Genomic DNA, 26,839 nt, shown 5'->3' on the forward strand with positions numbered 1-26,839 from the left:
AGCGCCATGAGTTCGGACGACCAGCGCCCGCAGCCGGACGAGGACGACGAGCGGGATGAGCGGGGCGAGGGTGCCGAGGGTGCCGAGCCCGGCCCCGGCGACGGCCCGGGCCGCCGCGGCACGCCGCCGCGCCCCCTCGTGCTCGCCGCCGCCGCGCTGGCCCTGGCGGCCTTCGCCGTCGCCGTGGCCTTCGGTGTGCGGTGGGCCGGCGCCGCGCAGAGCGACGAGCTGGCGATCGCGCAGACCAGGGAGGACGTCGTGGCGGCGGCGGGCCACGCCGCCACGGTGTTCACCGAGTTCGACCACGAGCGGGCCGACGAACTCCTCGCGGAGCGCAAGCGGATCTCCAGCGAGAGCATGCGTCGCGAGGTCGAGGAGACCGAGCAGCAGTGGCGCGACTCGATCGCGCAGGCCGAACTGAAGACCACCTCCGTCGTCGAGGGCGTCGCCGTGGAGGAGCTCAACCTCCACGAGGGCAAGGCGCGGGTCCTCGCCGTCATCCGCGTCGACGTGGCCAACAGCGAGGGTGAGTTCAGCAAGATCCAGCGCCTGCAACTGAACCTGGAACAGGACAGGCAGGGCGATGAGCAGGACGCCGCCGAGCGGCCGTGGACGGTCTCGGCCGTCTCGGACGTCCGCTACGGCGCCAGCGGCTGAGCTCTTCACGCCACCCACGCGCTGCCCGCCCCGACCCCGCCGCACCTCCCGCCCGACGCAGTCAGGAGACCCGATGGCACCCCCACGTCGCCGCGTCCCCGGTTCGCAGCCCCCCTCGCCGACCCGGAGGCCGAGGGTCGCGGGCTCGCGTACCCCGTCACCCGCCAAGCGTGCTGCTAGGCCGGAGAGCCCGACCGAGCAGGCTGAGTCGACAGAGGCGACCGAGTCGGCAGAGGCGACCAAGTCCGCCGAGTCCGGCAAGTCCACGGAACCGGCGGAGCGGGTCGAGCCGACCGAGCAGTCCGACCAAGCCGAGTCCGCGGAGCCGACCGGAGAAGCCGAGCAGGCGGAGCCGACCGAGTCCGCCGACTCCGGCGACCGGTCCCGCGGCTCCCGCCTGCGCGGGCTGCGCGAGCCCGGGTACCCACTACTCGCGGCGCTCGTGGTGGCGGCGCTCGTCTTCGGCGGGCTCGCCGTCTTCTTCGAGTCCCGGCACAGCGCGGCGACGGAGGGTTCCGCCAACCAGGCGCTGGTGGACGTCGCCGCGACGGCCGAGGTCGAGCAGGCCATGAGCGACGCGGCGGAACGGCTCTTCTCGGTCGACTTCAACGACATCGAGAAGACGCAGCGGGCCGCCGACGAGCTGCTCGCCGACGACGACGTCCGGAGTACCTACGACGCGTTGATGGGGGACTACCGCACGCTGGCCAGCGAGCAGAAGGCGGTCGTCACCACCACGGCCGTCCGCAGCGCCGTGGAGGTGCTCGGTGACGACCGGGCGCGGGTGATGGTCTACGTTGATCAAACAGCCACCCGGTCGGGTGCCGAGGAATCCCAGGGCGGTGACGCGGCCATGTGGTTCGAGACCGAGCGCCGCGACGGTGCGTGGAAGGTGGTGAACATGGACGTCTACAGCGCGGATCAGCGGCAGCCGCCGCCCGCGGGTCAGTCGTCCGGTGCACGGCCCGCCCCGCCCGGAAACGGCTCGGCGCCGTCGTCGTCGCAGGCAGGAGAGCCGACCGAGGGTAACTGACACTGCGCCAACCGGTGGTCACCCGGCGAACGACGCTTGACTCAGCGTCCCCGGGGGTTCACGCTTACAGGCAACACGGCGCGTCGTGCGGGAGACGGGCCGGGGACGGGTAAGGGAGAGGCTTACTGCGAGGCTGGGCCCCGATTGTCAGACGATCGGGTGGGCCCCCTCGACAACTCTCTCGTTGCGGGCTAGACTGCTTCTTTGCGCTGCCCACTTTCAGGCTGCCCTTGTGCGGTAGCTAGGATGGTCGGCAACACCGCACCCTTGACAGTCCGCGTTGCGAGTTGCTAGCGCGGCTGCTCAACCAGCTTATGTCCCCGGAAGGACGCATCTTGGCAGTCTCTCCCGCGAACCAGGCCACTGCTGCGACCAACTCGATTCGACCGTCAACGGGTATTCCAGGAGCACCTAAGCGGGTCTCTTTCGGGAAGATTCGCGAGCCGCTCGACACCCCGAACCTGCTTGACGTGCAGATCAGGTCCTTCGAATGGTTCACCGGTTCGGAGTCGTGGTTCGAACGCGCCGTGAACGAGGGCGAGGAGAACCCGATCGGCGGTCTCGGGGAGGTCCTGAACGAGATCTCTCCGATCGAGGACTTCTCCGGCTCGATGTCGCTGTCCTTCTCCGACCCGCGCTTCGACGAGGTCAAGGCCTCCGTCGAGGAGTGCAAGGACAAGGACATGACCTACGCGGCGCCGCTGTTCGTGACCGCCGAGTTCGTCAACAACAACACCGGCGAGATCAAGAGCCAGACGGTCTTCATGGGCGACTTCCCCGTGATGACCGGCAAGGGCACGTTCATCATCAACGGTACCGAGCGGGTCGTGGTGTCCCAGCTCGTCCGCTCCCCGGGTGTGTACTTCGACCAGGCGGTCGACAAGTCCACCGACAAGGACGTCTTCAGCGTCAAGATCATCCCCAGCCGTGGCGCGTGGCTTGAGTTCGACGTCGACAAGCGCGACACCGTGGGCGTGCGCATCGACCGCAAGCGCCGCCAGCCGGTCACCGTGCTGCTGAAGGCCCTCGGCTGGACCACCGAGCAGATCCGCGAGCGGTTCTCGTTCTCCGAGACCCTGCTCGCCACCCTGGAGAAGGACCACACGGCGGGGCAGGACGAGGCGCTGCTCGACATCCACCGCAAGCTGCGGCCGGGCGAACCTCCCACGAAGGAGAGCGCCCAGGCGCTGGTGGAGAACCTGTTCTTCAAGAACAAGCGCTACGACCTCGCCAGGGTCGGTCGATACAAGATCAACAAGAAGATCGGCCTCGACCTTCCGTACGACACCGGCACGCTCACCGAAGAAGACATCGTCAGCACCATCGAATACCTCGTCCGGCTCCACGCGGGCGAGGAGGAGATGACCAGGGGCGAGGTCGTGGTCCCCGTCGAGACCGACGACATCGACCACTTCGGCAACCGGCGGCTGCGCACCGTGGGCGAGCTGATCCAGAACCAGATCCGGGTCGGCCTTTCCCGCATGGAGCGCGTCGTCCGCGAGCGCATGACCACGCAGGACGTCGAGGCGATCACGCCGCAGACGCTCATCAACATCCGCCCGGTCGTCGCGGCGATCAGGGAGTTCTTCGGGACCTCCCAGCTGTCGCAGTTCATGGACCAGCACAACCCGCTGTCCGGGCTCACGCACAAGCGCCGCCTGTCGGCGCTCGGTCCCGGTGGTCTCTCCCGTGAGCGCGCGGGCATGGACGTGCGCGACGTCCACCCCAGTCACTACGGCCGCATGTGCCCGATCGAGACGCCGGAAGGCCCCAACATCGGTCTGATCGGCTCGCTGTCCTCCTACGCGAGGGTTAACCCGTTCGGGTTCATCGAAACCCCGTACCGGAAGGTCGTCGAGGGCCGGGTCACCGACGAGGTGCACTACCTGACCGCCGACGAGGAGGACCGGTTTGTCAAGGCGCAGGCCAACGCGCCGCTCACCGACGACGGGCACTTCGCGGAGGAGAGCGTCCTGGGCCGCCGGAAGGGCGGCGAGGTCGAGCTGCTCGACCCGCTCGAGATCGACTACATGGACGTCTCGCCGCGGCAGATGGTGTCGGTCGCCACCGGCATGATCCCGTTCCTCGAGCACGACGACGCCAACCGTGCCCTCATGGGCGCGAACATGCAGCGTCAGGCTGTGCCGCTGCTGCGCAACGAGTCGCCGCTGGTCGGCACGGGTGTGGAGCTCACCGCCGCCGTGGACGCCGGTGACGTCATCGTCGCCGAGGACCCGGGCGTCGTCGAGGAGCTGTCGGCCGACATGGTCACGGTCATGCAGGACGACGGCACCCGCCGCACCTACGGCCTCTACAAGTTCCGCCGCACCAACGCCGGTACCTGCTTCAATCACCGGCCGGTCGTCGACGAGGGTGACCGTGTCGAGCGCGGGCAGGTCATCGCCGACGGGCCGTCCACGGAGGACGGCGAGATGGCGCTCGGCAAGAACCTGCTCGTGGCCGTCATGCCGTGGGAGGGCCACAACTACGAGGACGCCATCGTCATCTCGCAGCGCCTGGTGCAGGACGACGTGCTCACGTCGATCCACATCGAGGAGCACGAGATCGACGCCCGCGACACCAAGCTCGGTGCCGAGGAGATCACCCGGGACATCCCCAACGTCTCCGAGGACGTGCTGGCCGACCTCGACGAGCGCGGCATCGTCCGCATCGGCGCCGAGGTCCGCGACGGCGACATCCTGGTCGGCAAGGTCACGCCGAAGGGCGAGACCGAGCTGACCCCGGAGGAGCGCCTGCTGCGCGCCATCTTCGGTGAGAAGGCCCGCGAGGTGCGCGACACCTCGCTGAAGGTCCCGCACGGCGAGACCGGCAAGGTCATCGGTGTCCGGGTGTTCTCCCGCGAGGAGGACGACGAACTGCCCCCCGGCGTCAACGAGCTCGTCCGCGTCTACGTCGCCAAGAAGTCCAAGGTCCAGGACGGCGACAAGCTCGCGGGCCGGCACGGCAACAAGGGCGTCATCGGCAAGATCCTGCCGGTGGAGGACATGCCGTTCCTCGAGGACGGCACGCCCGTCGACGTCGTGCTGAACACCCACGGTGTGCCGCGACGGATGAACATCGGGCAGATCCTCGAACTGCACCTCGGGTGGCTGGCCTCCCAGGGCTGGCAGGTCGACGGCAACCCGGACTGGGCGAAGAACCTCACCGAGGAGCTGCTGGACGTCGAGCCGGGCACCAACACCGCCACCCCGGTGTTCGACGGTGCGCGGGAGCAGGAACTCACGGGACTGCTGTCCTGCACCAAGCCGAACCGCGACGGCGACCGCATGGTGCAGCCGGACGGCAAGGCCAACCTGCTCGACGGCCGCACCGGCGAGCCGTTCCCGTACCCCGTGGCCGTGGGTTACATGTACATCCTCAAGCTGCACCACATGGTGGATGACAAGATCCACGCCCGGTCCACCGGCCCGTACTCGATGATCACGCAGCAGCCGCTGGGTGGTAAGGCGCAGTTCGGTGGTCAGCGCTTCGGTGAGATGGAGTGCTGGGCGATGCAGGCGTACGGCGCCGCCTACACGCTCCAGGAACTTCTCACGATCAAGTCGGACGACGTCCTCGGCCGCGTGAAGGTCTACGAGGCCATCGTCAAGGGCGAGAACATGCCGTCGCCCGGCATCCCCGAGTCGTTCAAGGTGCTGCTGAAGGAACTGCAGTCGCTGTGCCTGAACGTCGAGGTGCTCTCCAGCGACGGGGCCGCCATCGAGATGCGCGACTCCGACGACGAGGACCTCGAACGCGCCGCCGCCAACCTCGGCATCAACCTGTCCCGCAACGAGTCGCCCTCCGTGGACGACGTCGTTCAATGACCCAGCCGCCCGGTGGGGACCAGAACCTGGTCCCTACCGGGTAGCCGAACCCCCCTCTAACCGATGGGGTCGGGCTTGCGCCCCGGACCCCCGAGAAGACCCCAAGGGGATGCAAGAACGTGCTGGACGTCAATTTCTTCGATGAGCTCCGGATCGGGCTCGCCACGGCCGACGACATCCGCCAGTGGTCCTACGGCGAGGTGAAGAAGCCGGAGACCATCAACTACCGCACGCTCAAGCCGGAGAAGGACGGGCTCTTCTGCGAGAAGATCTTCGGGCCGACCCGGGACTGGGAGTGCTACTGCGGTAAGTACAAGCGCGTCCGCTTCAAGGGCATCATCTGCGAGCGCTGCGGCGTCGAGGTCACCCGTGCCAAGGTGCGCCGCGAGCGGATGGGGCACATCGAGCTGGCCGCTCCCGTCACCCACATCTGGTACTTCAAGGGCGTTCCGTCGCGGCTGGGATACCTGCTCGACCTGGCCCCGAAGGACCTCGAGAAGATCATCTACTTCGCGGCCTACGTGATCACGAGCGTGAACACCGAGCTGCGGCACAACGACCTCCCGACGCTGGAGAACGAGATCAGCGTCGAGCGGAAGAACATCGAGGCCCGGCGCGACGCCGAGATCGAGGAGCGGGCCCAGAAGCTCGAGGCCGACCTCGCCGAGCTGGAGCGCGACGGCGCCAAGGCCGACGTGCGCCGCAAGGTCAAGGAGGGCGGCGAGCGCGAAATGCGCCAGCTGCGCGACCGCGCGCAGCGCGAGCTGGACCGCCTCGAAGAGGTGTGGACGACCTTCACCAAGCTCGAACCGCGCCAGCTCATCGTGGACGAGCAGCTCTACCGCGAGCTGTACGACCGCTACGGCGAGTACTTCACCGGCGGCATGGGCGCCGAGGCCATCCAGAAGCTGGCCAGCGAGTTCGACGTCGACGCCGAGGCCGACTCGCTGCGCGAGACCATCCGCAGCGGCAAGGGGCAGAAGAAGCTGCGCGCCCTGAAGCGGCTCAAGGTCGTCGCGGCCTTCCAGGCCACCGGCAACGACCCGCGCGGCATGGTGCTCGACGCCATCCCCGTGATCCCGCCGGAGCTGCGGCCGATGGTGCAGCTCGACGGTGGCCGCTTCGCCACCTCGGACCTCAACGACCTGTACCGGCGTGTCATCAACCGCAACAACCGCCTCAAGCGACTGATCGACCTCGGCGCCCCCGAGATCATCGTCAACAACGAGAAGCGGATGCTGCAGGAGGCCGTCGACGCGCTGTTCGACAACGGCCGTCGGGGCCGCCCGGTGACCGGGCCAGGTAACCGGCCGCTCAAGTCGCTGTCCGACCTGCTCAAGGGCAAGCAGGGCCGCTTCCGGCAGAACCTGCTCGGTAAGCGCGTCGACTACTCCGGCCGCTCGGTCATCATCGTCGGCCCGCAGCTCAAGCTGCACCAGTGCGGGCTGCCGAAGGACATGGCGCTGGAGCTGTTCAAGCCGTTCGTCATGAAGCGGCTCGTCGACCTCAACCACGCGCAGAACATCAAGTCCGCCAAGCGCATGGTGGAGCGGGCGCGCCCGCAGGTGTGGGACGTGCTGGAAGAGGTCATCAACGGCCACCCCGTGCTGCTCAACCGTGCTCCCACGCTGCACCGCCTCGGTATCCAGGCGTTCGAGCCGCAGCTCGTCGAGGGCAAGGCCATCCAGCTGCACCCGCTGGTGTGCGAGGCGTTCAACGCCGACTTCGACGGTGACCAGATGGCCGTGCACCTGCCGCTGTCGGCGGAGGCGCAGGCCGAGGCGCGCATCCTGATGCTGTCGGCCAACAACATCCTGTCGCCCGCGTCGGGTCGCCCGCTGGCCATGCCGCGACTCGACATGGTGACCGGCCTCTACCACCTCACCCGCGTCGACGAGAACGCCACGGGTGCGGGCTCGGCGTACTCGTCACCCGCCGAGGCGATGATGGCCTACGACCGCAAGCAGCTGTCGCTGCACGCGCCGGTGAAGATCCGGGTCCGGGACCGTCAGCCTGCCAAGGCCGACGAACCGGCCCTGCGCGAGCAGGGCTGGGAGCCGGGCCGGACGTGGACCGCCGAGACCACCCTCGGCCGGGTCCTGTTCAACGACCTGCTGCCCGCGGACTACACGTTCGTGAACGAGCCGCTGCCCAAGAAGCGGCAGGCCGCGATCGTCAACGACCTCGCCGAGCGGTACTCGATGACGCAGGTCGCGCAGACGCTCGACGGGCTCAAGGACGCCGGGTTCCACTGGGCCACCCGGTCCGGGGTCACGGTCGCCATCTCCGACGTGCTCGTGCCGCCGGAGAAGAAGGAGATCCTCGACCAGTACGAGTCCCGCGCCTCGCAGGTGGAGAAGCGCTACCAGCGTGGTCAGCTCTCGCACACCGAGCGCAACAACGAGCTCGTCAAGGTGTGGGGCCAGGCGACCGAGGACGTCGCCAAGGTCATGGAGGAGCACTTCCCCGACGACAACCCGATCTCGATGATCGTGAAGTCCGGCGCGGCGGGCAACATGACCCAGGTGCGGTCGCTGGCCGGTATGCGTGGTCTGGTGTCCAACCCGAAGGGTGAGTACATCCCGCGCCCGATCAAGTCGAACTTCCGTGAGGGCCTGTCGGTGGCGGAGTACTTCATCGCCACGCACGGTGCCCGGAAGGGTCTGGCCGACACCGCGCTGCGGACCGCCGACTCGGGTTACCTGACCCGGCGTCTCGTGGACGTGTCGCAGGACGTCATCGTGCGCGAGACCGACTGCAGCACCACCCGCGGCATCATGATGACCGTCGCGGACGTGCTGCCCGACGGCAAGCTGCTGCGGGCCGAGCACGTGGAGACCAGCGTCTACGCCCGCAGCCTCGCCTCCGACGCGGTGGACGAGCAGGGCAACGTCGTGCTCAACGCGGGCGACGACCTTGGCGACCCCGCCATCGAACGGCTCGTCCAGAGCGGCATCTCCCGGGTGAAGGTCCGCAGCGTCCTCACCTGCGAGTCCGCCATGGGCGTCTGCGCCACCTGCTACGGCCGCTCCATGGCGACCGGTCAGCTGGTGGACGTCGGCGAGGCCGTCGGCATCGTCGCCGCCCAGTCGATCGGTGAGCCCGGCACGCAGCTGACGATGCGGACGTTCCACCAGGGTGGTGTCGCCGGTGACGACATCACCACGGGTCTGCCGCGTGTCACCGAGCTGTTCGAGGCCCGCATCCCGAAGGGCAAGGCGCCCATCGCGGACGTCGACGGCCGGGTGCGGATCGAGGAGAGCGAGCGGTTCTGGAAGATCACGCTCATTCCCGACGACGGCAGCGAGGAGATCGTCTTCGACAAGCTGTCGAAGCGGCAGCGGCTCGCGATCGGTGAGAACGGGCCGCTGGCGGACGGCGACCACGTCAACGTCGGCCAGCCGCTGCTGGAGGGCACCGCCGACCCGCACGAGGTACTCCGGGTCATGGGGCCGCGCGAGGCGCAGATGCACCTGGTGGACGAGGTCCAGAAGGTGTACCGCGCGCAGGGTGTGTCCATCCACGACAAGCACATCGAGGTCATCGTGCGGCAGATGCTGCGCCGCGTGACGATCATCGACTCCGGCTCGACCGAGTTCCTGCCCGGTGAGCTGCCCGAGCGCACCAAGTTCGAGCACGTCAACCGGCAGTCGGTGGCCGAGGGCGGCGAGCCCGCCTCCGGTCGCCCGGTGCTGATGGGCATCACGAAGGCGTCGCTGACCACGGACTCGTGGCTGTCGGCGGCGTCGTTCCAGGAGACCACCCGCGTGCTCACCGACGCGGCCATCAACGGCCGCAGTGACTCGCTCGTGGGCCTCAAGGAGAACGTGATCATCGGTAAGTTGATCCCCGCGGGCACGGGCATCAACCGGTACCGCAACATCCAGGTGCAGCCGACCGAGGAGGCCAGGGTCGCCGCGTACGCGATCCCGTCCTACGACGACGGCTACTACACGCCTGACGTGTTCGGCACCGGCACCGGCGCCGCCGTGCCGCTGGACGACTACGACTTCGGTCGCGACTTCCGCTGACGGACGCCGACCCACTCGGAGTCGAACGACGGAGCCCCCGGGAGCCACCGAGCCCCGGGGGCTCCGTCGCGTCCGGACCCGACTGTTCAGTGTTGCTGAACTATGCTTCATGAACCATCGCTTGTCGTGAACCATCGGTGGCGGCGATCATCTGGTTTGTGATCACCCCCGACACCAAGGACTGGACCTGGGTGCTGCGTGCCCTGTGTCCCGAGTGCGGGTTCGACAGCCGCGCGATCGAGTCCGGCACCGTCCCCGCGCTGCTGCGGGACAACGCCGCCGCCTGGCGCTCACTGCTCGCCGAGGGCGAGGCCACCCGGCCCCGGCGACGGCCGGACGCGTGGTCGACGCTGGAGTACGCCTGCCACGTCCGCGACGCCTGTCGTGTCTACGACGAGCGCCTGACCCGCATGCTCACCGAGGACGGCCCGAGCTATCCCAACTGGGACCAGGACAGGACCGCCGAAGAAGACCGGTACTCCGAGCAGGACCCCGCCCGGGTCGCCACGGAACTCGTCCAGGCCGCCGAGCGGCTCGCGGCCCACTTCGAGCGAGTGTCGGGCGAGCAGTGGCAACGCACCGGGTCCCGCAGCGACGGCGCGCAGTTCACGGTCGACTCGTTCGCCCGGTACTTCATCCACGACCCCGTCCACCACCTCTACGACGTCACCGGAAACCGGGCAGTCTGACCCCGCTCGCCCGCTGGACCGCGTTTTGCCCGCGAAACGCGCACCCCGCCGCAAAGGGGGGCCCGGGGAGCCGGGTTGCCGGCTGAATCGCGTTTAGCCCGCTAAACGCGATCCCGGCAGGGGAAGGGGGCCGGGCCGCTTTCGGGCTTCGAGATGCCACACCAAGGTTGTGAGCTGAACGGCTGCATGATCTTGAAAAGTGTCACCGTCCCCGCGATGCTCTGCGCGCACACCTGTGCGAGATCGAGAGGACATCGCCATGCTCAGACGAATAGGCGGCTTACTCGCCGCGTTGCTGCTCGTCGTGACGGGAACGGCCGTGACGTCCACGGTCACGGCCGCGCCGGCGCACGCCGACAGCTGCTACACGTGGGACCGCACGCTGAAGGAGGGAATGTCCGGCTCCGACGTCCGCCAGCTCCAGATCCGTGTCTCCGGCTACCCGGGGTACCGTTCGGTGCTCGCTCTGGACGGCAAGTTCGGGCCGAGGACCGAGGCCGCGGTCGAGCGCTTCCAGCGGGCCTACGGACTCTCCGTCGACGGCGTGGCGGGCTCCCAGACCTTCAACAAGCTCTACCAGCTCCAGGACGCCGACTGCACGCCGGCCAATTTCTCCTACGGCGAGCTGAACAACTGCAACACCAGCTGGGCAGGCGGGGCCGTCTCCGCGTCCCAGGCCAGGCAGAACGCCCTGGTCTCGATGTGGAAGCTCCAGGCATTGCGCCACGCCCTCGGTGACAAGCCGATCCGCGTGACCAGCGGGTTCCGCAGCCACGCCTGCAACGACCGGGTGGGCGGCATCTCCACCAGCAGGCATCTCTACGGCGACGGCGTCGACCTCGGCAACCTGTCCCACTCGTTCTGCACGATCGCGAAGCGCGCGCGCTACCACGGCTTCAGCAACATCCTCGGCCCCGGCTACCCCGGTCACAACGACCACGTCCACGTGGCCGTCGGGTCCACCACCTGGTCGGCACCCAGCTGCGGGATCTGACACGACCCCCTGACCGCGACTACCGCAGTCCGCCTGCGAAACGCGACCACCCGGCGCGTTTCGCAGGCGGACTCACCGCGTCAGGGCGGTCAGCACCTCCGTGATGCGCGACGGGGTGAGCCGCCCCTGCCAGCTGTACGACACCATGCCGGCCCCCTCGTCCCGCACCGGATCCCCGATGTGCGGCCTGCGATCACGGGCCCAGTCGACGAAATCGGGATAGAACGCGAGCGGGTCTCCCGTCGCGGCCCGCGCTCCGTCGGCGTGAAAGCCGTCGAACGGGCGCCCTGACGCCGCCACGGCCACCACCGAGTAATGCTCGTACGCCGTGCGCGTGCGATGCTCAGCCGTCCGGGTGGTGTACGGCACCGAGAACTCCACGCCGTACACCGGGCGGTACTCGAAGGTGCCCACGAACTCGCAGTTGACGTCCGGCAGCCAGTGGTCCCACCCCACGGACCCGGCTCCGGGAAGCTCGCCCCCTTCCCGGGACTGCCACGGCTTCCTGCTCTTCGACCGCCAGCCGTGGCGGCGCGCCAGCCGGGGCAGCGTCACGAACCGGAACCAGAAGCCCCGGAGTGAGGCCCCGTAGAACACCGCCACCACTCCCAGGACCACCAGGACACCGAGCACCATTCCCAGCTCGTACGGCACGCTGCTGACCGTCCCTTCAGAAGTCGAGTTGCCGTGACGTCGTCGCGGCCGACTGGTCGTCGCCGATGTCACCGGCATCCTGCGCGGTACCGGCATCCTCCACGTATCCCGCGACGCTGTCGGCACTGACCTGCCCCGCGGCGGTGTCGCTCAGGGTGCCGCGCATCGACCGGCCGAATCCCTGCGTCACCCGCTCGCCGACCATGCCGCCGTCCGCGTTGTAGAGCCGCGCCGTCGCGCTGGCCCGGGTTCCGGCCTCGGCCGCCGCGTCGACCTCCATGCGCGCGAGCCCGGCCTGCATGCGCTTGGCGTCCATCGCCTCGCGGAAGCTGTTGCCCTGCCGCGACATCCACTGCTTCAACCGGGACAGCAGATCCTGCACCTTGTCGAGCAGTCTGCGCAGCTTGCCGACCTGCTGCGTGGCCCGCGACCCCGTCTGTGCGACCCGGACACCGGTCGCGGTTCCCGCCGCCGCGGTCGAGGCGCCCGCCGTGGGGACGGCGGCGGCCAGCGCGGGCACCCAGATCATGACGAGCCACGTGATCAACTCGGTCAGCAGAGCCTTGATGAACTCCTCGATGACCGTCATGATCATGCTGCTGATCTGGAGCAGCTGCGAGATGTTGCCAGCCTCGCCCGCGACGGCCCGAATGCCCTTGGCGAACTCACCGAGCTTCGCCGCCGCGGCCTCGGCGGCATCACCCTCCCAACCGGCGAGCGCGGCCATCGCGTCCTGGCCGAACTTGTCGCCGAACTGGACGATGCCCTCACCGATCGCGCTGAAGTTGCCCGCCGCGTTCGCCAGCGCGGGCCCGTCACCGCTCACCATGTGAATCAGATCCTGCAGCGGCTGGCAGACCGAGATGAGGAAGTCGAGTCCTTCCCCGACGAGCGTGCCGATCGGGTCGGTCGCGAGGCTCGAGGCCGTACCCATGCACGAGTTGACGAACCCGGTGCCCTCCGTGGCGAGGCCCTGGACCTCGGACAGCGACAGATCACCGTCCGACAGCGCCGACGCGCCGCTCTCGAAGATCTTGACGGCGTCCCCGCCGCCGAACGGAAGGGCCTCCACCACCGTCCGCCCGTAGGAGGTCTCCTCCTCGAGCTCGATACTGCCCAGTGGATCGTTGCTCATGGAACTGTGGTCTCTCCTCTGATCTCAGGCGCGGATATCGCGGATCGCGGTGCTGTGCAGTTCTCTGGCGATGTCGCGCAGCACGCGCTGGTGCGCCTCGTCCGTGCTGCGGTAGCGCCCCGCCGCCGCCCGGAACTTGTCCGAGGCCGACTGCAGACCGTTCTCCATGTCGGACATCAGCGACGTCAGATCACCGAGCATCTCGGAATACGACTGCTTCACGAAAAGCCCGACGATTCCCCACGATTCGTCACCGACATCGGCTTCCCGCACGAGGCCGCTGACGTCGGTCACGGCGGCCTTGTCGCCGGCCAGCTTCTCCGAATACGCCTCCAGGGCGTCCGGGTTGACGTTGAATCCGCTCACGAATGGTTCTCCTTGGAAACGTGGTGCTGAGGGGACCGAGGGGAGTGGGGGGACACGGCGCCCCCGTCCCGTCCGGCGAGGGTGCTGTGTTCGCTGTGTTCGCTGTGGTCGCCGAGGTCACGGCGTTCGCGGGCGGCCATCCACAGGAGCAACCCGCCCGCCGCGCCACCCGCCACACCGCCACCGAGCAGCGCGCCCGCGTCGAGCGGCCCGGCCAGCAGCGGATGCGGCCAGATCGGTGCGATCGTGACCTCTACGACGTCGCCCTCGTCCGGCACGGGGCCCTCCAGCCAGATCGCCTCGACGGCGTGGTGTTGCCCGTCCTGCGAGTACGTACCCGCGACGGTCGCGAGGTGCCGGTTGTTGTGCGGGCCTCCCGACTCGGTGCTGGCGGTGACCCGCAGCGCCACCGGGTCGTCACTCAGGTAATGGGCCACGGCGTTGATCGTGGCGGTGCCACCCGCGACGACCAGCCCGAGCCCGAGCCCGCCGAGCAGCAGCCACGGCCACACGATCGAGATCCGACCGTCCGCCCGCTGCCTGCGCAACCTGCCCGCCAGTGAGAACAGGAACGTCAGTGCCGCGGGGACCACGACGATCACCAGCAGTACACCGAGGAAGGCGCTCCACCCGATGGCGACGATCGCCCAGGTCAACGTGACCGCGATGCCGAGCAGCCAGCCCACGACGACCAGCACGGTCCCGGCCCGCTGTCGCGCGTGCCCCGATGCGACCTCCGATTCCGAGGCAGCGGTGTCGGGGCCGGGCACGAAACCCCGTACCCGTCTGCGCACGGTGACACCCAGCCGCCCGACACCGAATGCCAGCAGGTAACCGAGCACGATGAAGGCGGGCAGTAGTTCGTCGAACGTCATACGGGTGCTTGGTCAGCGGCCGTCGTCGAAGAGGTTCTTGAGGAAGTCGTCCCCGGCCGAGCCCGCGTCGGACCCCGGCGGTGGCGCGGTGGGGCCGCGCCCGGCACCGGCGTCGTCACTGTCGAGGAAGTCCTGGTGTGAGTAGTCGTCGTGGTACTCGTCCTCCGGTCGCACCGAACGACGGGCGGGACGCTCCTGCTCCATGCGCTCCCGCAACTCCTCGGGTGAGGTGCCGAACAGCTGCGCCTGGGTCTCTACGACCTGATCGGTGAGGTTCAGCTCTCCGCCCATGTGCTCGTCGACCACTCCGGCCTGCTGCCGTGCCGCCTCCGCCACGGCCTCCTGGATCGTCGAGAGCAGGGCCGAGGACAGCGCCTGTGGCTGCTGCGCCATGGCCCGCTCGTCGAGGCGGATGTCCTTGATCGACCCACCCGGACCGGCGACGACCGTGACGCTGCGGTCGGAGCTCGACACCGTGGCCTCGAGCGCGGCGATCTCACTGCGCATCCGCCCGACACCCGCGAGCTGGTCATCGACTTTCCTGAGTTTCGACTGGAACTGCTCGAACTGGGCGACGAGCCGCTCGAACTCCGCGGACACTGGGGCCTCCGTCACTACCTTGATCAATCGAACGAACACGGTCAGCGATCAATGATGAACCAGAACGGGGTCCGTTCGTGGCCGGTTCGGGTAAGCTGGGGAAAACGAGGCCACTCGTCCGGGCACCGATCGGCGGTCGTAGTCGACCCCCGATGTGGTAGCCGTTTATGTGGGCGGGTATCTTTGACGACCGTGCCCGGCAGCTGTCGGGCCCTCCGTGTGCCTTCAGGTCACGGCTGGGTACTCCGGTGCCCTGCTGCGGGCTGGTCACCGGAGTTCCACGGCAATCCCGATGGAAGTTGACGGGCCGTTCGCGGCCCCGACACGGGCCGACACGCCCGACCGCGGGGACCGGGGAGACAACGTAGAGCTAAGTAGGACGCAACAGAAGGCTGGTCCATTGCCCACGATCCAGCAGCTGGTCCGTAAGGGCCGCCAGGACAAGGCTGCCAAGCAGAAGACGGCGGCGCTCAAGGGGAGCCCGCAGCGTCGTGGTGTGTGCACCCGCGTGTACACGACCACGCCCAAGAAGCCCAACTCGGCCCTGCGCAAGGTCGCCCGCGTGAAGCTGAGCAACGGCATCGAGGTCACGGCCTACATCCCCGGTGAGGGTCACAACCTGCAGGAGCACTCGATGGTGCTCGTGCGTGGCGGCCGTGTGAAAGACCTGCCGGGGGTTCGCTACAAGATCATCCGCGGTTCGCTCGACACCCAGGGTGTGAAGAACCGCAAGCAGGCGCGCAGCCGGTACGGCGCGAAGAAGGAGAAGAGCTAATGCCCCGCAAGGGTCCGGCCCCGAAGCGGCCGCTGATCGCTGATCCGGTGTACGCATCTCCGCTCGTCACCCAGCTGGTGAACAAGGTGCTGCAGGATGGCAAGCGCTCCATCGCCGAGCGCATCGTCTACGGCGCCCTGGAGGGCGCGCGGGAGAAGACCGGCACCGACCCGGTCGTCACGCTGAAGCGAGCGCTCGACAACGTGAAGCCCACCCTCGAGGTGAAGAGCCGCCGTGTCGGTGGCGCCACCTACCAGGTGCCGATCGAGGTCAAGCCCGGCCGCTCGACGACCCTTGCGCTGCGTTGGATCACCTCGTACGCCCGCCAGCGGCGTGAGAAGACCATGATCGAACGCCTGCAGAACGAGCTGCTCGACGCGAGCAACGGCCTCGGGGCCAGCGTGAAGCGCCGCGAGGACACGCACAAGATGGCCGAGTCCAACAAGGCCTTCGCTCACTACCGCTGGTGATCGACAGCGGTGAACCGCGGAAACACCGTCGCCCGGTCCGATTGACCGAGCCAATGCCGGGTTCCACGTTCGAGACAGGGGAACATTCAAGTGGCACGTGAAGTGCTGACAGACCTGAACAAGGTCCGCAACATCGGCATCATGGCCCACATCGACGCCGGTAAGACCACCACCACCGAACGGATCCTGTTCTACACCGGGATCAACTACAAGCTCGGTGAGGTCCACGACGGCGCGGCCACGATGGACTGGATGGAGGAGGAGCAGAAGCGGGGTATCACCATCACCTCGGCTGCCACCACCACCTTCTGGACCGATTACCAGATCAACATCATCGACACCCCGGGTCACGTCGACTTCACCGTCGAGGTGGAGCGTTCGCTGCGTGTGCTCGACGGCGCCGTCGCCGTGTTCGACGGCAAGGAAGGTGTCGAGCCGCAGTCCGAGCAGGTCTGGCGCCAGGCGGACAAGTACGAGGTCCCTCGCATCTGCTTCGTCAACAAGATGGACAAGCTCGGTGCGGACTTCTACTTCACCGTCGGCACGATCGAGGAGCGCCTCGGCGCCCGCCCGCTCGTCCTCCAGCTTCCGATCGGTGCCGAGAGCGACTTCCAGGGCGTCATCGACCTGGTCCGCATGAAGGCGCTGACCTGGCGTGGCGAGGTCAAGAAGGGCGAGGACTACGCGGTCGAGGACATCCCGGCCGAACTCGCCGACCGCGCCGCGGAGTACCGCGAGAAGCTCGTCGAGGCGGCCGCCGAGACCGACGACGACCTCATGGAGAAGTACCTCGGCGGTGAGGAGCTGACGCAGGACGAGATCAAGTCCGCCGTCCGCAAGCTCACCATCGATCGCGAGGCCTTCCCCGTGCTGGCCGGCTCCGCGTTCAAGAACAAGGGCGTGCAGCCCATGCTCGACGCGGTGCTGGACTACCTGCCGTCGCCGCTCGACATGCCGCCGGTCGAAGGTCTGCTGCGGGACGGCGAGACCCAGGCCGTGCGCAAGCCGTCGACCGAGGAGCCCTTCGCCGCGCTCGTCTCGAAGATCGCGGTGCACCCGTTCTTCGGCAAGCTGACCTACATCCGCGTGTACTCCGGAAAGGTCGCCTCCGGCACCCAGGTCATCAACGCGACCAAGGAGCGCAAGGAGCGCATCGGAAAGCTCTTCCAGATGCACTCCAACAAGGAGAACCCCGTCGACGAGGCCCAGGCCGGCCACATCTACGCGGTGCAGGGCCTCAAGGACACCACCACGGGTGACACGCTCGCCGACCCGCAGAACCCGATCGTCCTCGAGTCGATGACCTTCCCCGAGCCGGTCATCAAGGTGGCCATCGAGCCCAAGACGAAGGCCGACCAGGAAAAGCTGTCCGCGGCGATCCAGAAGCTCGCCGAGGAGGACCCGACGTTCCGGGTCAGCCAGGACGAGGAGACCGGTCAGACGATCATCGAGGGCATGGGTGAGCTCCACCTCGAGGTCCTCGTGAACCGTATGAAGACCGACTTCAGGGTCGAGGCGAACATCGGTAAGCCTCAGGTTTCCTACCGCGAGACCATTCGCAAGACGGTCGACAAGCTCGAGTACACCCACAAGAAGCAGACCGGTGGTTCGGGTCAGTTCGCGCGGGTGATCGTCAAGCTGGAGCCGCTGGACACCACGTCGGCGGAAGGTGCGCTCTACGAGTTCGACAACAAGGTCACCGGTGGGCGCGTGCCCCGGGAGTACATCCCGTCGGTGGACGAGGGTGCGCAGGACGCCATGCAGTACGGCGTGCTGGCCGGCTACCCGCTGGTCGGTCTCAAGCTCACCCTGCTGGACGGTGCGTACCACGAGGTCGACTCCTCGGAAATGGCCTTCAAGATCGCCGGTTCGATGGCGCTCAAGGAAGCCGCGAGGAAGGCGGGCCCGGTACTGCTGGAGCCGATGATGGCGGTCGAGGTGACCACGCCCGAGGACTACATGGGTGACGTCATCGGTGACCTGAACTCCCGCCGTGGCCAGATCCAGGCCATGGAGGAGCGGTCGGGGACGCGCGTCGTGAAGGCGCTCGTGCCTCTGTCGGAGATGTTCGGGTACGTGGGCGACCTGCGGTCTAAGACCCAGGGTCGTGCCAACTACACGATGGTCTTCGACTCCTACGCGGAGGTTCCGTCGAACGTCGCGAAGGAGATCATCGCGAAGGCGACGGGGGAGTGAGCATCGCGTGAGTCCGTACTCACGCGGCGCGGAGCGACCCCGGAGTCGAGCCATGGCTAGCGCGAAGGCGACGGGGGAGTAAGAACCCGGAGCACCCAAAAGCGGGCGCGAAAGGGGCCTTCCCCTAAGGTCCGCACAACCGAGCAGAACGAATAGCCGATCGGCAGCCACGCTGGGTCGGCAGCAAGTAAGTCCAGGAGGACATTCCAGTGGCGAAGGCGAAGTTCGAGCGGAGCAAGCCGCACGTCAACATCGGGACCATCGGTCACGTCGACCACGGCAAGACCACGCTGACCGCGGCGATCACCAAGGTGCTTCACGACCGGTACCCGGAGCTGAACCAGTCGCGGGCGTTCGACCAGATCGACAACGCTCCCGAAGAGAAGCAGCGCGGGATTACGATCAACATCTCGCACGTCGAGTACCAGACGGAGAAGCGCCACTACGCGCACGTCGACGCTCCCGGTCACGCTGACTACATCAAGAACATGATCACCGGCGCGGCCCAGATGGACGGTGCGATCCTCGTGGTCGCGGCCACCGACGGCCCGATGCCGCAGACGCGCGAGCACGTGCTGCTCGCCCGTCAGGTCGGCGTGCCCTACATCGTGGTGGCCCTCAACAAGTCCGACATGGTCGACGACGAGGAGATCCTCGAGCTCGTCGAGATGGAGGTCCGTGAGCTGCTGAGCTCGCAGGACTTCCCCGGCGACGACGCTCCGGTGGTGCGCGTGTCCGGCCTCAAGGCGCTCGAGGGCGACGAGAAGTGGGCCGACAGCGTGCTCGAGCTCATGAACGCGGTCGACGACAACATCCCGGACCCCGAGCGCGAGATCGACAAGCCGTTCCTCATGCCGATCGAGGACGTCTTCACGATCACCGGTCGCGGTACGGTCGTCACCGGCCGGATCGAGCGCGGCGAGATCAAGCTGAACGAAGAGGTCGAGCTCGTCGGCATCCGTCCCGACGCCCGCAAGACCACCGTGACCAGCATCGAGATGTTCAACAAGATGCTCGACTACGGCCAGGCCGGCGACAACGCCGCCCTGCTGCTGCGTGGCATCAAGCGTGAGGACGTCGAGCGCGGTCAGGTCGTGACGAAGCCCGGCACCACCACCCCGCACACCGAGTTCGAGGGCTCGGCGTACATCCTGTCCAAGGACGAGGGTGGCCGGCACACGCCGTTCTTCAACAACTACCGTCCGCAGTTCTACTTCCGGACCACGGACGTGACCGGTGTCGTGACCCTGCCCGAGGGCACCGAGATGGTCATGCCCGGCGACAACACCGAGATCTCGGTGCAGCTGATCCAGCCGATCGCCATGGACGAGGGTCTGCGGTTCGCCATCCGTGAGGGTGGCCGTACCGTCGGCGCCGGCCAGGTCACCAAGATCGTCAAGTAAGTCACCCACCCCGGGTGCGGATGTCATGCGGCGATGTGGCATCCTATTAGGGTTGCTCGACGCGGGGCGGCCGATTTCGCAAGGACATAGGGCTTGTGAGAAATCGGCCGCCCCGGCGTGAGCGCCCCGGGCTCGCACAGGTGTGAGTCAGGAGTGTTCGGCCGGCTGGTCGGTGCTCCGTGGAAGAAGACCTAGCGGCACGACAACGTTCCTGCGGGAGCGGTCTGCGCAGTGGGTGCGACACGCCCGACCGCGTGGACCGGGAGCAGAGCGCTGACGTGCGGTAACAGCGGTACGAGACGATTCCTCGACTGCCCGGCGCCTGCCAGCGGCCGGTGCTCGGCGATCGAGGGCAGGCCGGAATGGCCGGCCCGAGGAGTCGATGTCGGGCCGGTCGAGGACGAGACGGTAAGGAACCATGGCGGGACAGAAGATCCGCATCAGGCTCAAGGCCTACGACCACGAGGCGATCGACGCCAGCGCGCGCAAGATCGTCGAGACGGTGACGCGCACCGGCGCCTCGGTCGTCGGACCTGTGCCGCTGCCCACCGAGAAGAACGTTTACTGCGTGATCCGTTCGCCGCACAAGTACAAGGACTCGCGCGAGCACTTCGAGATGCGCACGCACAAGCGTCTGATCGACATCCTCGACCCGACGCCGAAGACGGTGGACGCGCTCATGCGCATCGACCTCCCGGCGAGCGTCGACGTCAACATCCAGTAAGCGTTGGTCGAGCGGCGGAGATAGAGACTCATGTCTGAGAGGCAAGTGAAGGGCATTCTGGGCACCAAGCTCGGTATGACCCAGGTCTTCGACGAGAACAACCGGATCGTTCCGGTGACCGTCGTCAAGGCCGGGCCGAACCTGGTGACCCAGGTGCGCAACAACGAAAAGGACGGCTACGCGGCCGTGCAGCTGGCCTTCGGTGGCATCGACCCACGCCGGGTGAACAAGCCGGAGACGGGGCACTTCGACAAGGCCGGAGTGACGCCGCGGCGCTACCTCGCCGAGCTCCGCACGATCGACGCGGGCGAGTACGAGGTCGGCCAGGAGATCACCGCCGAGGTGTTCTCCGACGGTGCGGTCGTCGACATCACCGGCACCACCAAGGGCAAGGGCTACGCGGGTGTCATGAAGCGCCACGGCTTCCACGGCCAGGGCGCCAGCCACGGTAACCAGGCCAAGCACCGTGCTCCTGGCTCGATCGGTGGTTGCGCCACCCCGGGCCGCGTGTTCAAGGGCATGCGCATGGCAGGCCGCATGGGCAGTGACCGCGTCACCACTCAGGGGCTGACCGTCCACTCGGTGCGAGCCGACGACGGCCTCATCCTGATCAAGGGCGCGGTTCCCGGTCCCAAGGGCGGCCTGGTGTTCGTGCGCAGTGCCGCGAAGGGTGGTGTGAACCAGTGACCGCGACGGTCGAGTTGAAGACCCCTGCGGGTGAGGCCCAGGGCTCCGTCGAGCTCCCTGGCGAGATCTTCGACGTGCAGGCGAACATTCCGCTGATGCACCAGGTCGTTGTGGCCCAGATGGCGGCGGCACGCCAGGGCACGCACGACACGAAGACCCGTGGCGAGGTGCGTGGCGGTGGCCGCAAGCCGTACCGCCAGAAGGGCACCGGCCGGGCCCGCCAGGGTTCGGTGCGCGCGCCCCAGTTCGCGGGCGGTGGCACCGTCCACGGCCCGACGCCGAGGGACTACACCCAGCGGACGCCGAAGAAGATGAAGGCCGCCGCGCTGCGTGGCGCGCTGTCGGACCGTGCTCGGGCCGGCCAGGTGCATGTCGTCACCGAGCTCGTCTCGGCGGAGAAGCCCTCCACCAAGGCGGCCAAGTCCGCACTCGCGGCGGTGACCCAGGCCAAGCGCGTGCTGCTCGTGGTGCATCGCGACGACCAGCGCGACACGCTGTCGGCTCGCAACCTGCCGACCGTGCACCTGATCACCCCTGACCAGCTCAACACCTACGACGTGCTGGTCAACGACGACGTGGTGTTCACGAAGGCCGCCTTCGACGCGTTTCTCGCCGGTCCCGTGAAGGGCAAGCGCGCCGCGTCGGCGCCGAGCGCCGAAGGGAGTGACGAGCAGTGAGCTCCGTGGCCATCCCCGACCCGCGCGACGTCCTGATCGCGCCGGTGATCTCCGAGAAGTCCTACGGGCTGCTCGATGACCACAAGTACACGTTCCTGGTTCGCCCGGACGCCAACAAGACCCAGATCAAGATCGCGGTCGAGAAGGTCTTCGGAGTGAAGGTGATCAGCGTCAACACGCTGAACCGGTCGGGCAAGCGCAAGCGCACCCGCTTCGGCTACGGCAAGCGCAAGGACACCAAGCGCGCCATCGTGACGCTGTCGGCCGAGAGCAAGCCGATCGAGATCTTCGGCGGACCAGCCGCGTAAGGGACTGAGACGACATGGGCATCCGCAAGTACAAGCCAACCACCCCGGGGCGCCGGGGCTCCTCGGTCGCCGACTTCGCCGAGATCACCCGGTCTGAGCCGGAGAAGTCGCTGCTGCGCCCGCTGCACGGCAGCGGTGGCCGCAACTCGGGCGGCAAGATCACCACCCGGCACAAGGGTGGCGGCCACAAGCGCGCCTACCGGCTCGTGGACTTCCGTCGCAACGACAAGGACGGCGTCCCGGCCAAGGTCGCGCACATCGAGTACGACCCCAACCGCAGCGCCCGCATCGCTCTGCTGCACTACGCGGACGGGGAGAAGCGCTACATCATCGCCCCCGACAAGCTGAAGCAGGGCGCCCGCGTGGAGAGCGGTCCGAGGGCCGACATCAAGCCGGGCAACAACCTTCCGCTGCGCAACATCCCGGTCGGTACCGTGATCCACGCGATCGAGCTGCGGCCCGGCGGTGGCGCGAAGATCGCCCGGTCCGCCGGCGCACGGGTTCAGCTCGTCGCCAAGGACGGCCCGTATGCGCAGCTGCGCATGCCGTCGGGCGAGATCCGCAACGTCGACGTGCGCAACCGCGCCACCGTCGGCGAGGTCGGCAACTCCGAGCACTCCAACATCAACTGGGGTAAGGCGGGCCGTAACCGCTGGCGGGGCAAGCGTCCGACCGTTCGCGGTGTGGTCATGAACCCGGTCGACCACCCGCACGGTGGTGGTGAGGGTCGCACCTCGGGTGGCCGTCACCCGGTGAACCCGAAGGGCAAGCCGGAGGGCCGCACCCGCCGGAACAAGCCCAGCGACAAGTTGATCGTCCGCCGTAGGCGTACCGGCAAGAAGCGCTGAGTAGGGAGGTAGCCACAGATGCCACGTAGCCTGAAAAAGGGTCCGTTCGTGGACGACCACCTGCTCAAGAAGGTGGACACGCTCAACGAGTCGGGCAAGAAGACCGTCATCAAGACCTGGTCTCGCCGTTCCACGATCATCCCGGACATGCTCGGCCACACCATCGCGGTGCACGACGGCCGCAAGCACGTGCCGGTGTTCGTCACCGAGGCGATGGTCGGGCACAAGCTGGGCGAGTTCGCCCCGACGCGGACCTTCAAGGGTCACGTCAAGGATGACCGCAAGTCGCGCCGCCGCTGAGCGCGCACCGAGAAGGGGAAGTAACGATGAACGCGCGTAATGACGCGGTGGCCGAGGCAGAGGAGCTGCCCACGGCTTTCGCGCGGGCTCGCTTCGTCCGGGACTCGCCGACCAAGGTGCGCCGGGTGATTGAGCTGATCAAGGGTCGTAACGCCAGCGAGGCGCTCGCCGTGCTCCGGTTCTCGCCGCAGGCGGCCAGCAGCCCCGTGGCCAAGGTGCTCGCGAGCGCCATGGCCAACGCGGAGAACAACCTCGACCTCGACCCGGACACGCTCTGGGTCAAGAACGCCTACGCCGACGAGGGTCCGACGCTCAAGCGCATCCGCCCGCGGGCCCAGGGCCGCGCGTACCGGATTCGCAAGCGGACCAGCCACATCACCGTGGAGGTCGAGTCGCGTCCTGAGGCCAAGGCGAAGTCGACGAGCAAGAAGAAGGCAGGTGGCCGGTAGTGGGCCAGAAGATCAACCCGCACGGCTTCCGGCTCGGGATCACCACGGACTGGAAGTCCCGCTGGTACGCGGACAAGCAGTACTCCGAGTACGTCGCCGAGGACGTCAAGATCCGCAAGCTCCTGTCCACCGGGATGGAGCGGGCCGGCATCTCCAAGGTCGAGATCGAGCGGACCCGTGACCGGGTCCGGGTCGACATCCACACCGCTCGTCCCGGCATCGTCATCGGTCGCCGCGGCGCGGAGGCCGACCGGATCCGGGGCGCGCTGGAGAAGCTGACCGGCAAGCAGGTGCAGCTGAACATCCTCGAGGTCAAGAACTCCGAGTCCGACGCCCAGCTCGTCGCGCAGGGCATCGCGGAGCAGCTTTCGAACCGTGTCGCGTTCCGTCGTGCCATGCGCAAGGCGATCCAGACGTCGATGCGTTCGCCGCAGGTCAAGGGCATTCGCGTGCAGTGCAGCGGTCGTCTCGGCGGTGCCGAGATGTCGCGCTCCGAGCACTACCGCGACGGCCGGGTGCCGCTGCACACGCTGCGCGCCGACATTGACTACGGCTTCTTCGAGGCCCGCACGACGTTCGGCCGTATCGGCGTCAAGGTGTGGATCTACAAGGGCGAGCTGATCGGTGGCCTGAAGGCGAAGCAGGAGCGTGAGGCGGCGGCCGCCGCCGAGCGTGCCCCGCGTCGCGAGCGCCCCGCACGTCGTCGTTCCGGTGCGGCGGGCAACGCCGGGCAGGGCGAGGCGAAGGCTGCCCCGTCGCAGGGTCAGAGTGGTGCCCAGACCGACACCGACGCCGCGGCCGCGCAGGCCCCGCAGGTGGCGGCACCGGACGCCGCAGAGAAAACGGAGGGCTGAGGCGTGCTCATCCCACGCAAGGTCAAGTACCGCAAGCAGCACGCGCCGAAGCGTTCCGGCGCCGCCAAGGGCGGCACGAAGGTGAACTTCGGCGAGTACGGCATCCAGGCCATCGAGCACGGATACGTGACCAACCGGCAGATCGAGTCCGCTCGTATCGCCATGACCAGGCACGTCAAGCGTGGCGGCAAGATCTGGATCAACATCTTCCCGGACCGCCCGCTGACCAAGAAGCCCGCCGAGACCCGCATGGGTTCCGGTAAGGGCTCGCCGGAGTGGTGGGTGGCCAACGTGAAGCCCGGTCGGGTGATGTTCGAGATGAGCTTCCCGAACGAGACCGTGGCCCGCGAGGCGATGCGCCGCGCGATCCACAAGCTCCCGATGAAGTGCAGGATCGTGACTCGTGAAGGTGGTGAGTTCTGATGGCGAAGGCCGGAGGAGTGGCGGCGTCAGAACTTCGTGAGCTCACTGCCGAGGAGCTCGTGCTGCGCCTGAAGGAGTCCAAGGAGGAGTTGTTCAACCTCCGGTTCCAGATGGCCACCGGGCAGCTCGACAACAACCGCAGGCTGCGCACGGTGCGCGCGGACATCGCCCGCATCTACACCGTGATGCGGGAGCGGGAGCTCGGTCTGTCCGTCTCCCCCGAGGAGAACGAGAGTGAGGGTGCCGCATGACGGAGGCGGTGCAGAACAAGGAGTCCGGTCGTAACTACCGGAAGGTCCGCGAAGGTCTCGTCGTGTCCGACAAGATGGACAAGACGATCGTCGTGGAACTCGAGGACCGTAAGAAGCACCCGCTCTACGGCAAGGTCATGCGCACCACCAAGAAGGTGAAGGTGCACGACGAGCAGAACGCCGCGGGCGTGGGTGACCGGGTCATGCTCATGGAGACCCGACCGCTGTCCGCCACCAAGCGGTGGCGGCTCGTCGAGATCCGTGAGAAGGCCAAGTAATCAGGGGCAGCTGACAGCCCCGTTCGTTCCGCCAGGCTCGGCCCAGGCCGAGAACCGGCGCGACATACAGGAGTTGACGTGATCCAGCAGGAGTCGCGACTGCGAGTCGCCGACAACACGGGTGCCAAGGAGATCCTGACCATCCGGGTGCTCGGTGGCTCGGGGCGGCGCTACGCGGGTATCGGTGACATCATCGTCGCCACCGTCAAGGACGCCATCCCGGGCGCCAACGTGAAGCGTGGTGACGTCGTCAAGGCCGTCATCGTCAGGACGGTGAAGGAGAAGCGTCGCCCCGACGGCTCCTACATCCGGTTCGACGAGAACGCCGCAGTGCTCATCAAGAACGACAACGAACCGCGAGGCACACGCATCTTCGGCCCGGTTGGCCGCGAGCTGCGCGATCGGAAGTTCATGAAGATCATCTCGCTCGCGCCGGAGGTGCTCTGAATGAAGGTCAAGAAGGGCGACACGGTCCTCGTCATCGCAGGCAAGGACAAGGGCGCCAAGGGCAAAGTGATCAAGGCATACCCGGAGCGCCAGCGCGTGCTGGTCGAGGGTGTCAACCGGATCAAGAAGCACACCCGGATCACCCAGACCCAGCGTGGTGCTCAGTCTGGCGGGATCGTCACCCAGGAAGCCAGCATCCACGTGTCGAACGTGATGGTCGTCGACCCCGACGGCAAGCCGACCCGGGTGGGCTACCGCATCGGCGAGGACGGCAAGAAGGTTCGTATCTCGCGTAGGACGGGCAAGGACATCTGATGACGACCGCAGAGAAGACGTACCCGACACCGCGGTTGAAGACCCGGTACCGCGAGGAACTCGCCGGGCAGCTGCGCGAGGAGTTCGGCTACACCAACCCGCACCAGATTCCCGGTGTGGTCAAGGTCGTGGTCAACATGGGCGTCGGTGACGCCGCTCGCGACAGCAAGCTCATCGAGGGCGCGATCCGCGACCTGGCCACCATCACCGGGCAGAAGCCCGAGATTCGGCGGGCCCGCAAGTCGATCGCGCAGTTCAAGCTCCGTGAGGGACAGCCGATCGGTGCGCGCACCACGCTGCGCGGCGACCGCATGTGGGAGTTCCTGGATCGGCTGCTGACCATCGCGCTGCCGCGTATCCGCGACTTCCGCGGGCTGTCCGACCGGCAGTTCGACGGCAATGGCAACTACACGTTCGGTCTCACCGAGCAGTCGATGTTCCACGAGATCAACCCGGACTCCATCGACCGCCCGCGCGGCATGGACGTCACGGTCGTCACCAGCGCCAACACCGACGACGAGGGTCGCTCGCTGCTGCGCAAGCTCGGTTTCCCCTTCAAGGAGGCGTGATCAG

Annotated in this window: 29 protein-coding genes; 24 read left to right on the top strand and 5 right to left on the bottom strand. The window is 67.6% G+C overall.

The features are described 5' to 3' along the window. Positions 1–6 precede the first annotated feature (6 nt). The 6 genes from FFT09_RS10305 to FFT09_RS10330 all read left to right on the top strand — a co-directional run bounded on the left by FFT09_RS10305 (position 7) and on the right by FFT09_RS10330 (position 11,231). Positions 7–657 carry a hypothetical protein gene (locus tag FFT09_RS10305; protein ID WP_138382510.1) on the top strand — a complete coding sequence of 217 codons (651 nt, stop codon included), beginning with the start codon at positions 7–9 and terminating at the stop codon, positions 655–657. A gap of 73 nt (positions 658–730) precedes the next feature. Then, on the top strand, positions 731–1,690 hold the full coding sequence (locus FFT09_RS10310; protein WP_138382511.1) for a hypothetical protein: 960 nt from the start codon (positions 731–733) through the stop codon (positions 1,688–1,690). A gap of 335 nt (positions 1,691–2,025) precedes the next feature. Beyond that, the gene (gene rpoB, locus FFT09_RS10315; protein WP_024876350.1) at positions 2,026–5,517 is read left to right on the top strand and encodes a DNA-directed RNA polymerase subunit beta; all 3,492 of its coding nucleotides are present in this window, start codon (positions 2,026–2,028) and stop codon (positions 5,515–5,517) included. 119 nt (positions 5,518–5,636) lie between these two features. Continuing rightward, a complete protein-coding gene (locus FFT09_RS10320; RefSeq protein WP_081193286.1) occupies positions 5,637–9,548 on the top strand; it encodes a DNA-directed RNA polymerase subunit beta' in 3,912 nt (1,303 codons plus the stop codon). A gap of 158 nt (positions 9,549–9,706) precedes the next feature. Continuing rightward, entirely contained in the window at positions 9,707–10,237 is a 531-nt protein-coding gene (locus FFT09_RS10325) for a DinB family protein (protein ID WP_138382512.1), read from the top strand. A 259-nt stretch (positions 10,238–10,496) separates the two neighbouring features. Beyond that, the gene (locus tag FFT09_RS10330; RefSeq protein ID WP_081193288.1) at positions 10,497–11,231 is read left to right on the top strand and encodes a D-Ala-D-Ala carboxypeptidase family metallohydrolase; all 735 of its coding nucleotides are present in this window, start codon (positions 10,497–10,499) and stop codon (positions 11,229–11,231) included. 72 nt (positions 11,232–11,303) lie between these two features. Here the strand turns inward: FFT09_RS10330 and FFT09_RS10335 are convergent, their stop codons facing one another. The 5 genes from FFT09_RS10335 to FFT09_RS10355 are packed head-to-tail and all read right to left on the bottom strand — an operon-like array spanning position 11,304 to position 14,861. Continuing rightward, entirely contained in the window at positions 11,304–11,885 is a 582-nt protein-coding gene (locus FFT09_RS10335) for a hypothetical protein (protein WP_024876346.1), read from the bottom strand. Positions 11,886–11,901: 16 nt separating this feature from the next. Then, positions 11,902–13,020 (bottom strand): hypothetical protein, encoded by a 1,119-nt coding sequence (locus tag FFT09_RS10340; protein ID WP_138382513.1) that lies wholly within the window; start codon positions 13,018–13,020, stop codon positions 11,902–11,904. A gap of 24 nt (positions 13,021–13,044) precedes the next feature. After that, entirely contained in the window at positions 13,045–13,386 is a 342-nt protein-coding gene (locus FFT09_RS10345; RefSeq protein ID WP_081193292.1) for a type VII secretion target, read from the bottom strand. Next, on the bottom strand, positions 13,383–14,261 hold the full coding sequence (locus FFT09_RS10350; protein ID WP_138382514.1) for a hypothetical protein: 879 nt from the start codon (positions 14,259–14,261) through the stop codon (positions 13,383–13,385). The genes FFT09_RS10345 and FFT09_RS10350 overlap by 4 nt, the downstream gene beginning before the upstream one ends. A 12-nt stretch (positions 14,262–14,273) precedes the next feature. Beyond that, the gene (locus tag FFT09_RS10355; RefSeq protein WP_024876342.1) at positions 14,274–14,861 is read right to left on the bottom strand and encodes a YbaB/EbfC family nucleoid-associated protein; all 588 of its coding nucleotides are present in this window, start codon (positions 14,859–14,861) and stop codon (positions 14,274–14,276) included. Positions 14,862–15,261: 400 nt separating this feature from the next. Between FFT09_RS10355 and rpsL the strand changes: the two genes are divergently transcribed. The 18 genes from rpsL to rplE all read left to right on the top strand — a co-directional run bounded on the left by rpsL (position 15,262) and on the right by rplE (position 26,835). After that, a complete protein-coding gene (gene rpsL, locus FFT09_RS10360; RefSeq protein WP_005443238.1) occupies positions 15,262–15,636 on the top strand; it encodes a 30S ribosomal protein S12 in 375 nt (124 codons plus the stop codon). Beyond that, complete coding sequence (gene rpsG, locus FFT09_RS10365; RefSeq protein WP_024876341.1) at positions 15,636–16,106, top strand: 30S ribosomal protein S7; 471 nt, start codon at positions 15,636–15,638, stop codon at positions 16,104–16,106. The genes rpsL and rpsG overlap by 1 nt, the downstream gene beginning before the upstream one ends. 90 nt (positions 16,107–16,196) lie before the next feature. Next, a complete protein-coding gene (gene fusA, locus FFT09_RS10370; RefSeq protein ID WP_024876340.1) occupies positions 16,197–18,302 on the top strand; it encodes an elongation factor G in 2,106 nt (701 codons plus the stop codon). A gap of 209 nt (positions 18,303–18,511) precedes the next feature. Next, positions 18,512–19,705 carry an elongation factor Tu gene (gene tuf, locus FFT09_RS10375; protein WP_024876339.1) on the top strand — a complete coding sequence of 398 codons (1,194 nt, stop codon included), beginning with the start codon at positions 18,512–18,514 and terminating at the stop codon, positions 19,703–19,705. A gap of 418 nt (positions 19,706–20,123) precedes the next feature. Continuing rightward, positions 20,124–20,429: a 30S ribosomal protein S10 gene (gene rpsJ, locus FFT09_RS10380; RefSeq protein WP_003883485.1), complete on the top strand. Its 306-nt coding sequence runs from the start codon at positions 20,124–20,126 to the stop codon at positions 20,427–20,429. Between the two features lie 30 nt (positions 20,430–20,459). Further along, positions 20,460–21,116: a 50S ribosomal protein L3 gene (gene rplC, locus FFT09_RS10385; protein ID WP_024876338.1), complete on the top strand. Its 657-nt coding sequence runs from the start codon at positions 20,460–20,462 to the stop codon at positions 21,114–21,116. Then, on the top strand, positions 21,113–21,793 hold the full coding sequence (gene rplD, locus FFT09_RS10390; RefSeq protein WP_138382515.1) for a 50S ribosomal protein L4: 681 nt from the start codon (positions 21,113–21,115) through the stop codon (positions 21,791–21,793). Before rplC ends, rplD begins: the two co-directional genes overlap by 4 nt. Continuing rightward, the gene (gene rplW, locus FFT09_RS10395) at positions 21,790–22,101 is read left to right on the top strand and encodes a 50S ribosomal protein L23 (RefSeq protein ID WP_024876336.1); all 312 of its coding nucleotides are present in this window, start codon (positions 21,790–21,792) and stop codon (positions 22,099–22,101) included. The genes rplD and rplW overlap by 4 nt, the downstream gene beginning before the upstream one ends. Positions 22,102–22,115: 14 nt before the next feature. Next, positions 22,116–22,949: a 50S ribosomal protein L2 gene (rplB, locus tag FFT09_RS10400; protein WP_024876335.1), complete on the top strand. Its 834-nt coding sequence runs from the start codon at positions 22,116–22,118 to the stop codon at positions 22,947–22,949. Positions 22,950–22,967: 18 nt separating this feature from the next. Then, the gene (gene rpsS / locus FFT09_RS10405; protein WP_024876334.1) at positions 22,968–23,249 is read left to right on the top strand and encodes a 30S ribosomal protein S19; all 282 of its coding nucleotides are present in this window, start codon (positions 22,968–22,970) and stop codon (positions 23,247–23,249) included. Positions 23,250–23,275: 26 nt separating this feature from the next. Beyond that, positions 23,276–23,698, top strand: a complete 423-nt coding sequence (rplV, locus tag FFT09_RS10410) for a 50S ribosomal protein L22 (RefSeq protein WP_037335032.1) — start codon at positions 23,276–23,278, stop codon at positions 23,696–23,698. Further along, on the top strand, positions 23,698–24,552 hold the full coding sequence (gene rpsC, locus FFT09_RS10415) for a 30S ribosomal protein S3 (protein ID WP_138382516.1): 855 nt from the start codon (positions 23,698–23,700) through the stop codon (positions 24,550–24,552). Before rplV ends, rpsC begins: the two co-directional genes overlap by 1 nt. A 3-nt stretch (positions 24,553–24,555) precedes the next feature. Then, positions 24,556–24,975, top strand: coding sequence for a 50S ribosomal protein L16 (rplP, locus tag FFT09_RS10420; RefSeq protein WP_024876331.1), 420 nt, complete (start codon positions 24,556–24,558; stop codon positions 24,973–24,975). Further along, positions 24,975–25,226, top strand: a complete 252-nt coding sequence (gene rpmC, locus FFT09_RS10425; RefSeq protein ID WP_005443256.1) for a 50S ribosomal protein L29 — start codon at positions 24,975–24,977, stop codon at positions 25,224–25,226. Before rplP ends, rpmC begins: the two co-directional genes overlap by 1 nt. Further along, positions 25,223–25,504, top strand: a complete 282-nt coding sequence (rpsQ, locus tag FFT09_RS10430) for a 30S ribosomal protein S17 (RefSeq protein WP_024876330.1) — start codon at positions 25,223–25,225, stop codon at positions 25,502–25,504. Before rpmC ends, rpsQ begins: the two co-directional genes overlap by 4 nt. Positions 25,505–25,582: 78 nt before the next feature. Beyond that, complete coding sequence (gene rplN / locus FFT09_RS10435; RefSeq protein WP_024876329.1) at positions 25,583–25,951, top strand: 50S ribosomal protein L14; 369 nt, start codon at positions 25,583–25,585, stop codon at positions 25,949–25,951. Beyond that, positions 25,952–26,266, top strand: a complete 315-nt coding sequence (gene rplX, locus FFT09_RS10440) for a 50S ribosomal protein L24 (protein WP_024876328.1) — start codon at positions 25,952–25,954, stop codon at positions 26,264–26,266. Next, positions 26,266–26,835, top strand: coding sequence for a 50S ribosomal protein L5 (gene rplE, locus FFT09_RS10445; RefSeq protein WP_024876327.1), 570 nt, complete (start codon positions 26,266–26,268; stop codon positions 26,833–26,835). Before rplX ends, rplE begins: the two co-directional genes overlap by 1 nt. Positions 26,836–26,839 lie beyond the last annotated feature (4 nt).

This window comes from Saccharomonospora piscinae, assembly GCF_005862235.1.
GTDB lineage: Bacteria > Actinomycetota > Actinomycetes > Mycobacteriales > Pseudonocardiaceae > Saccharomonospora > Saccharomonospora piscinae.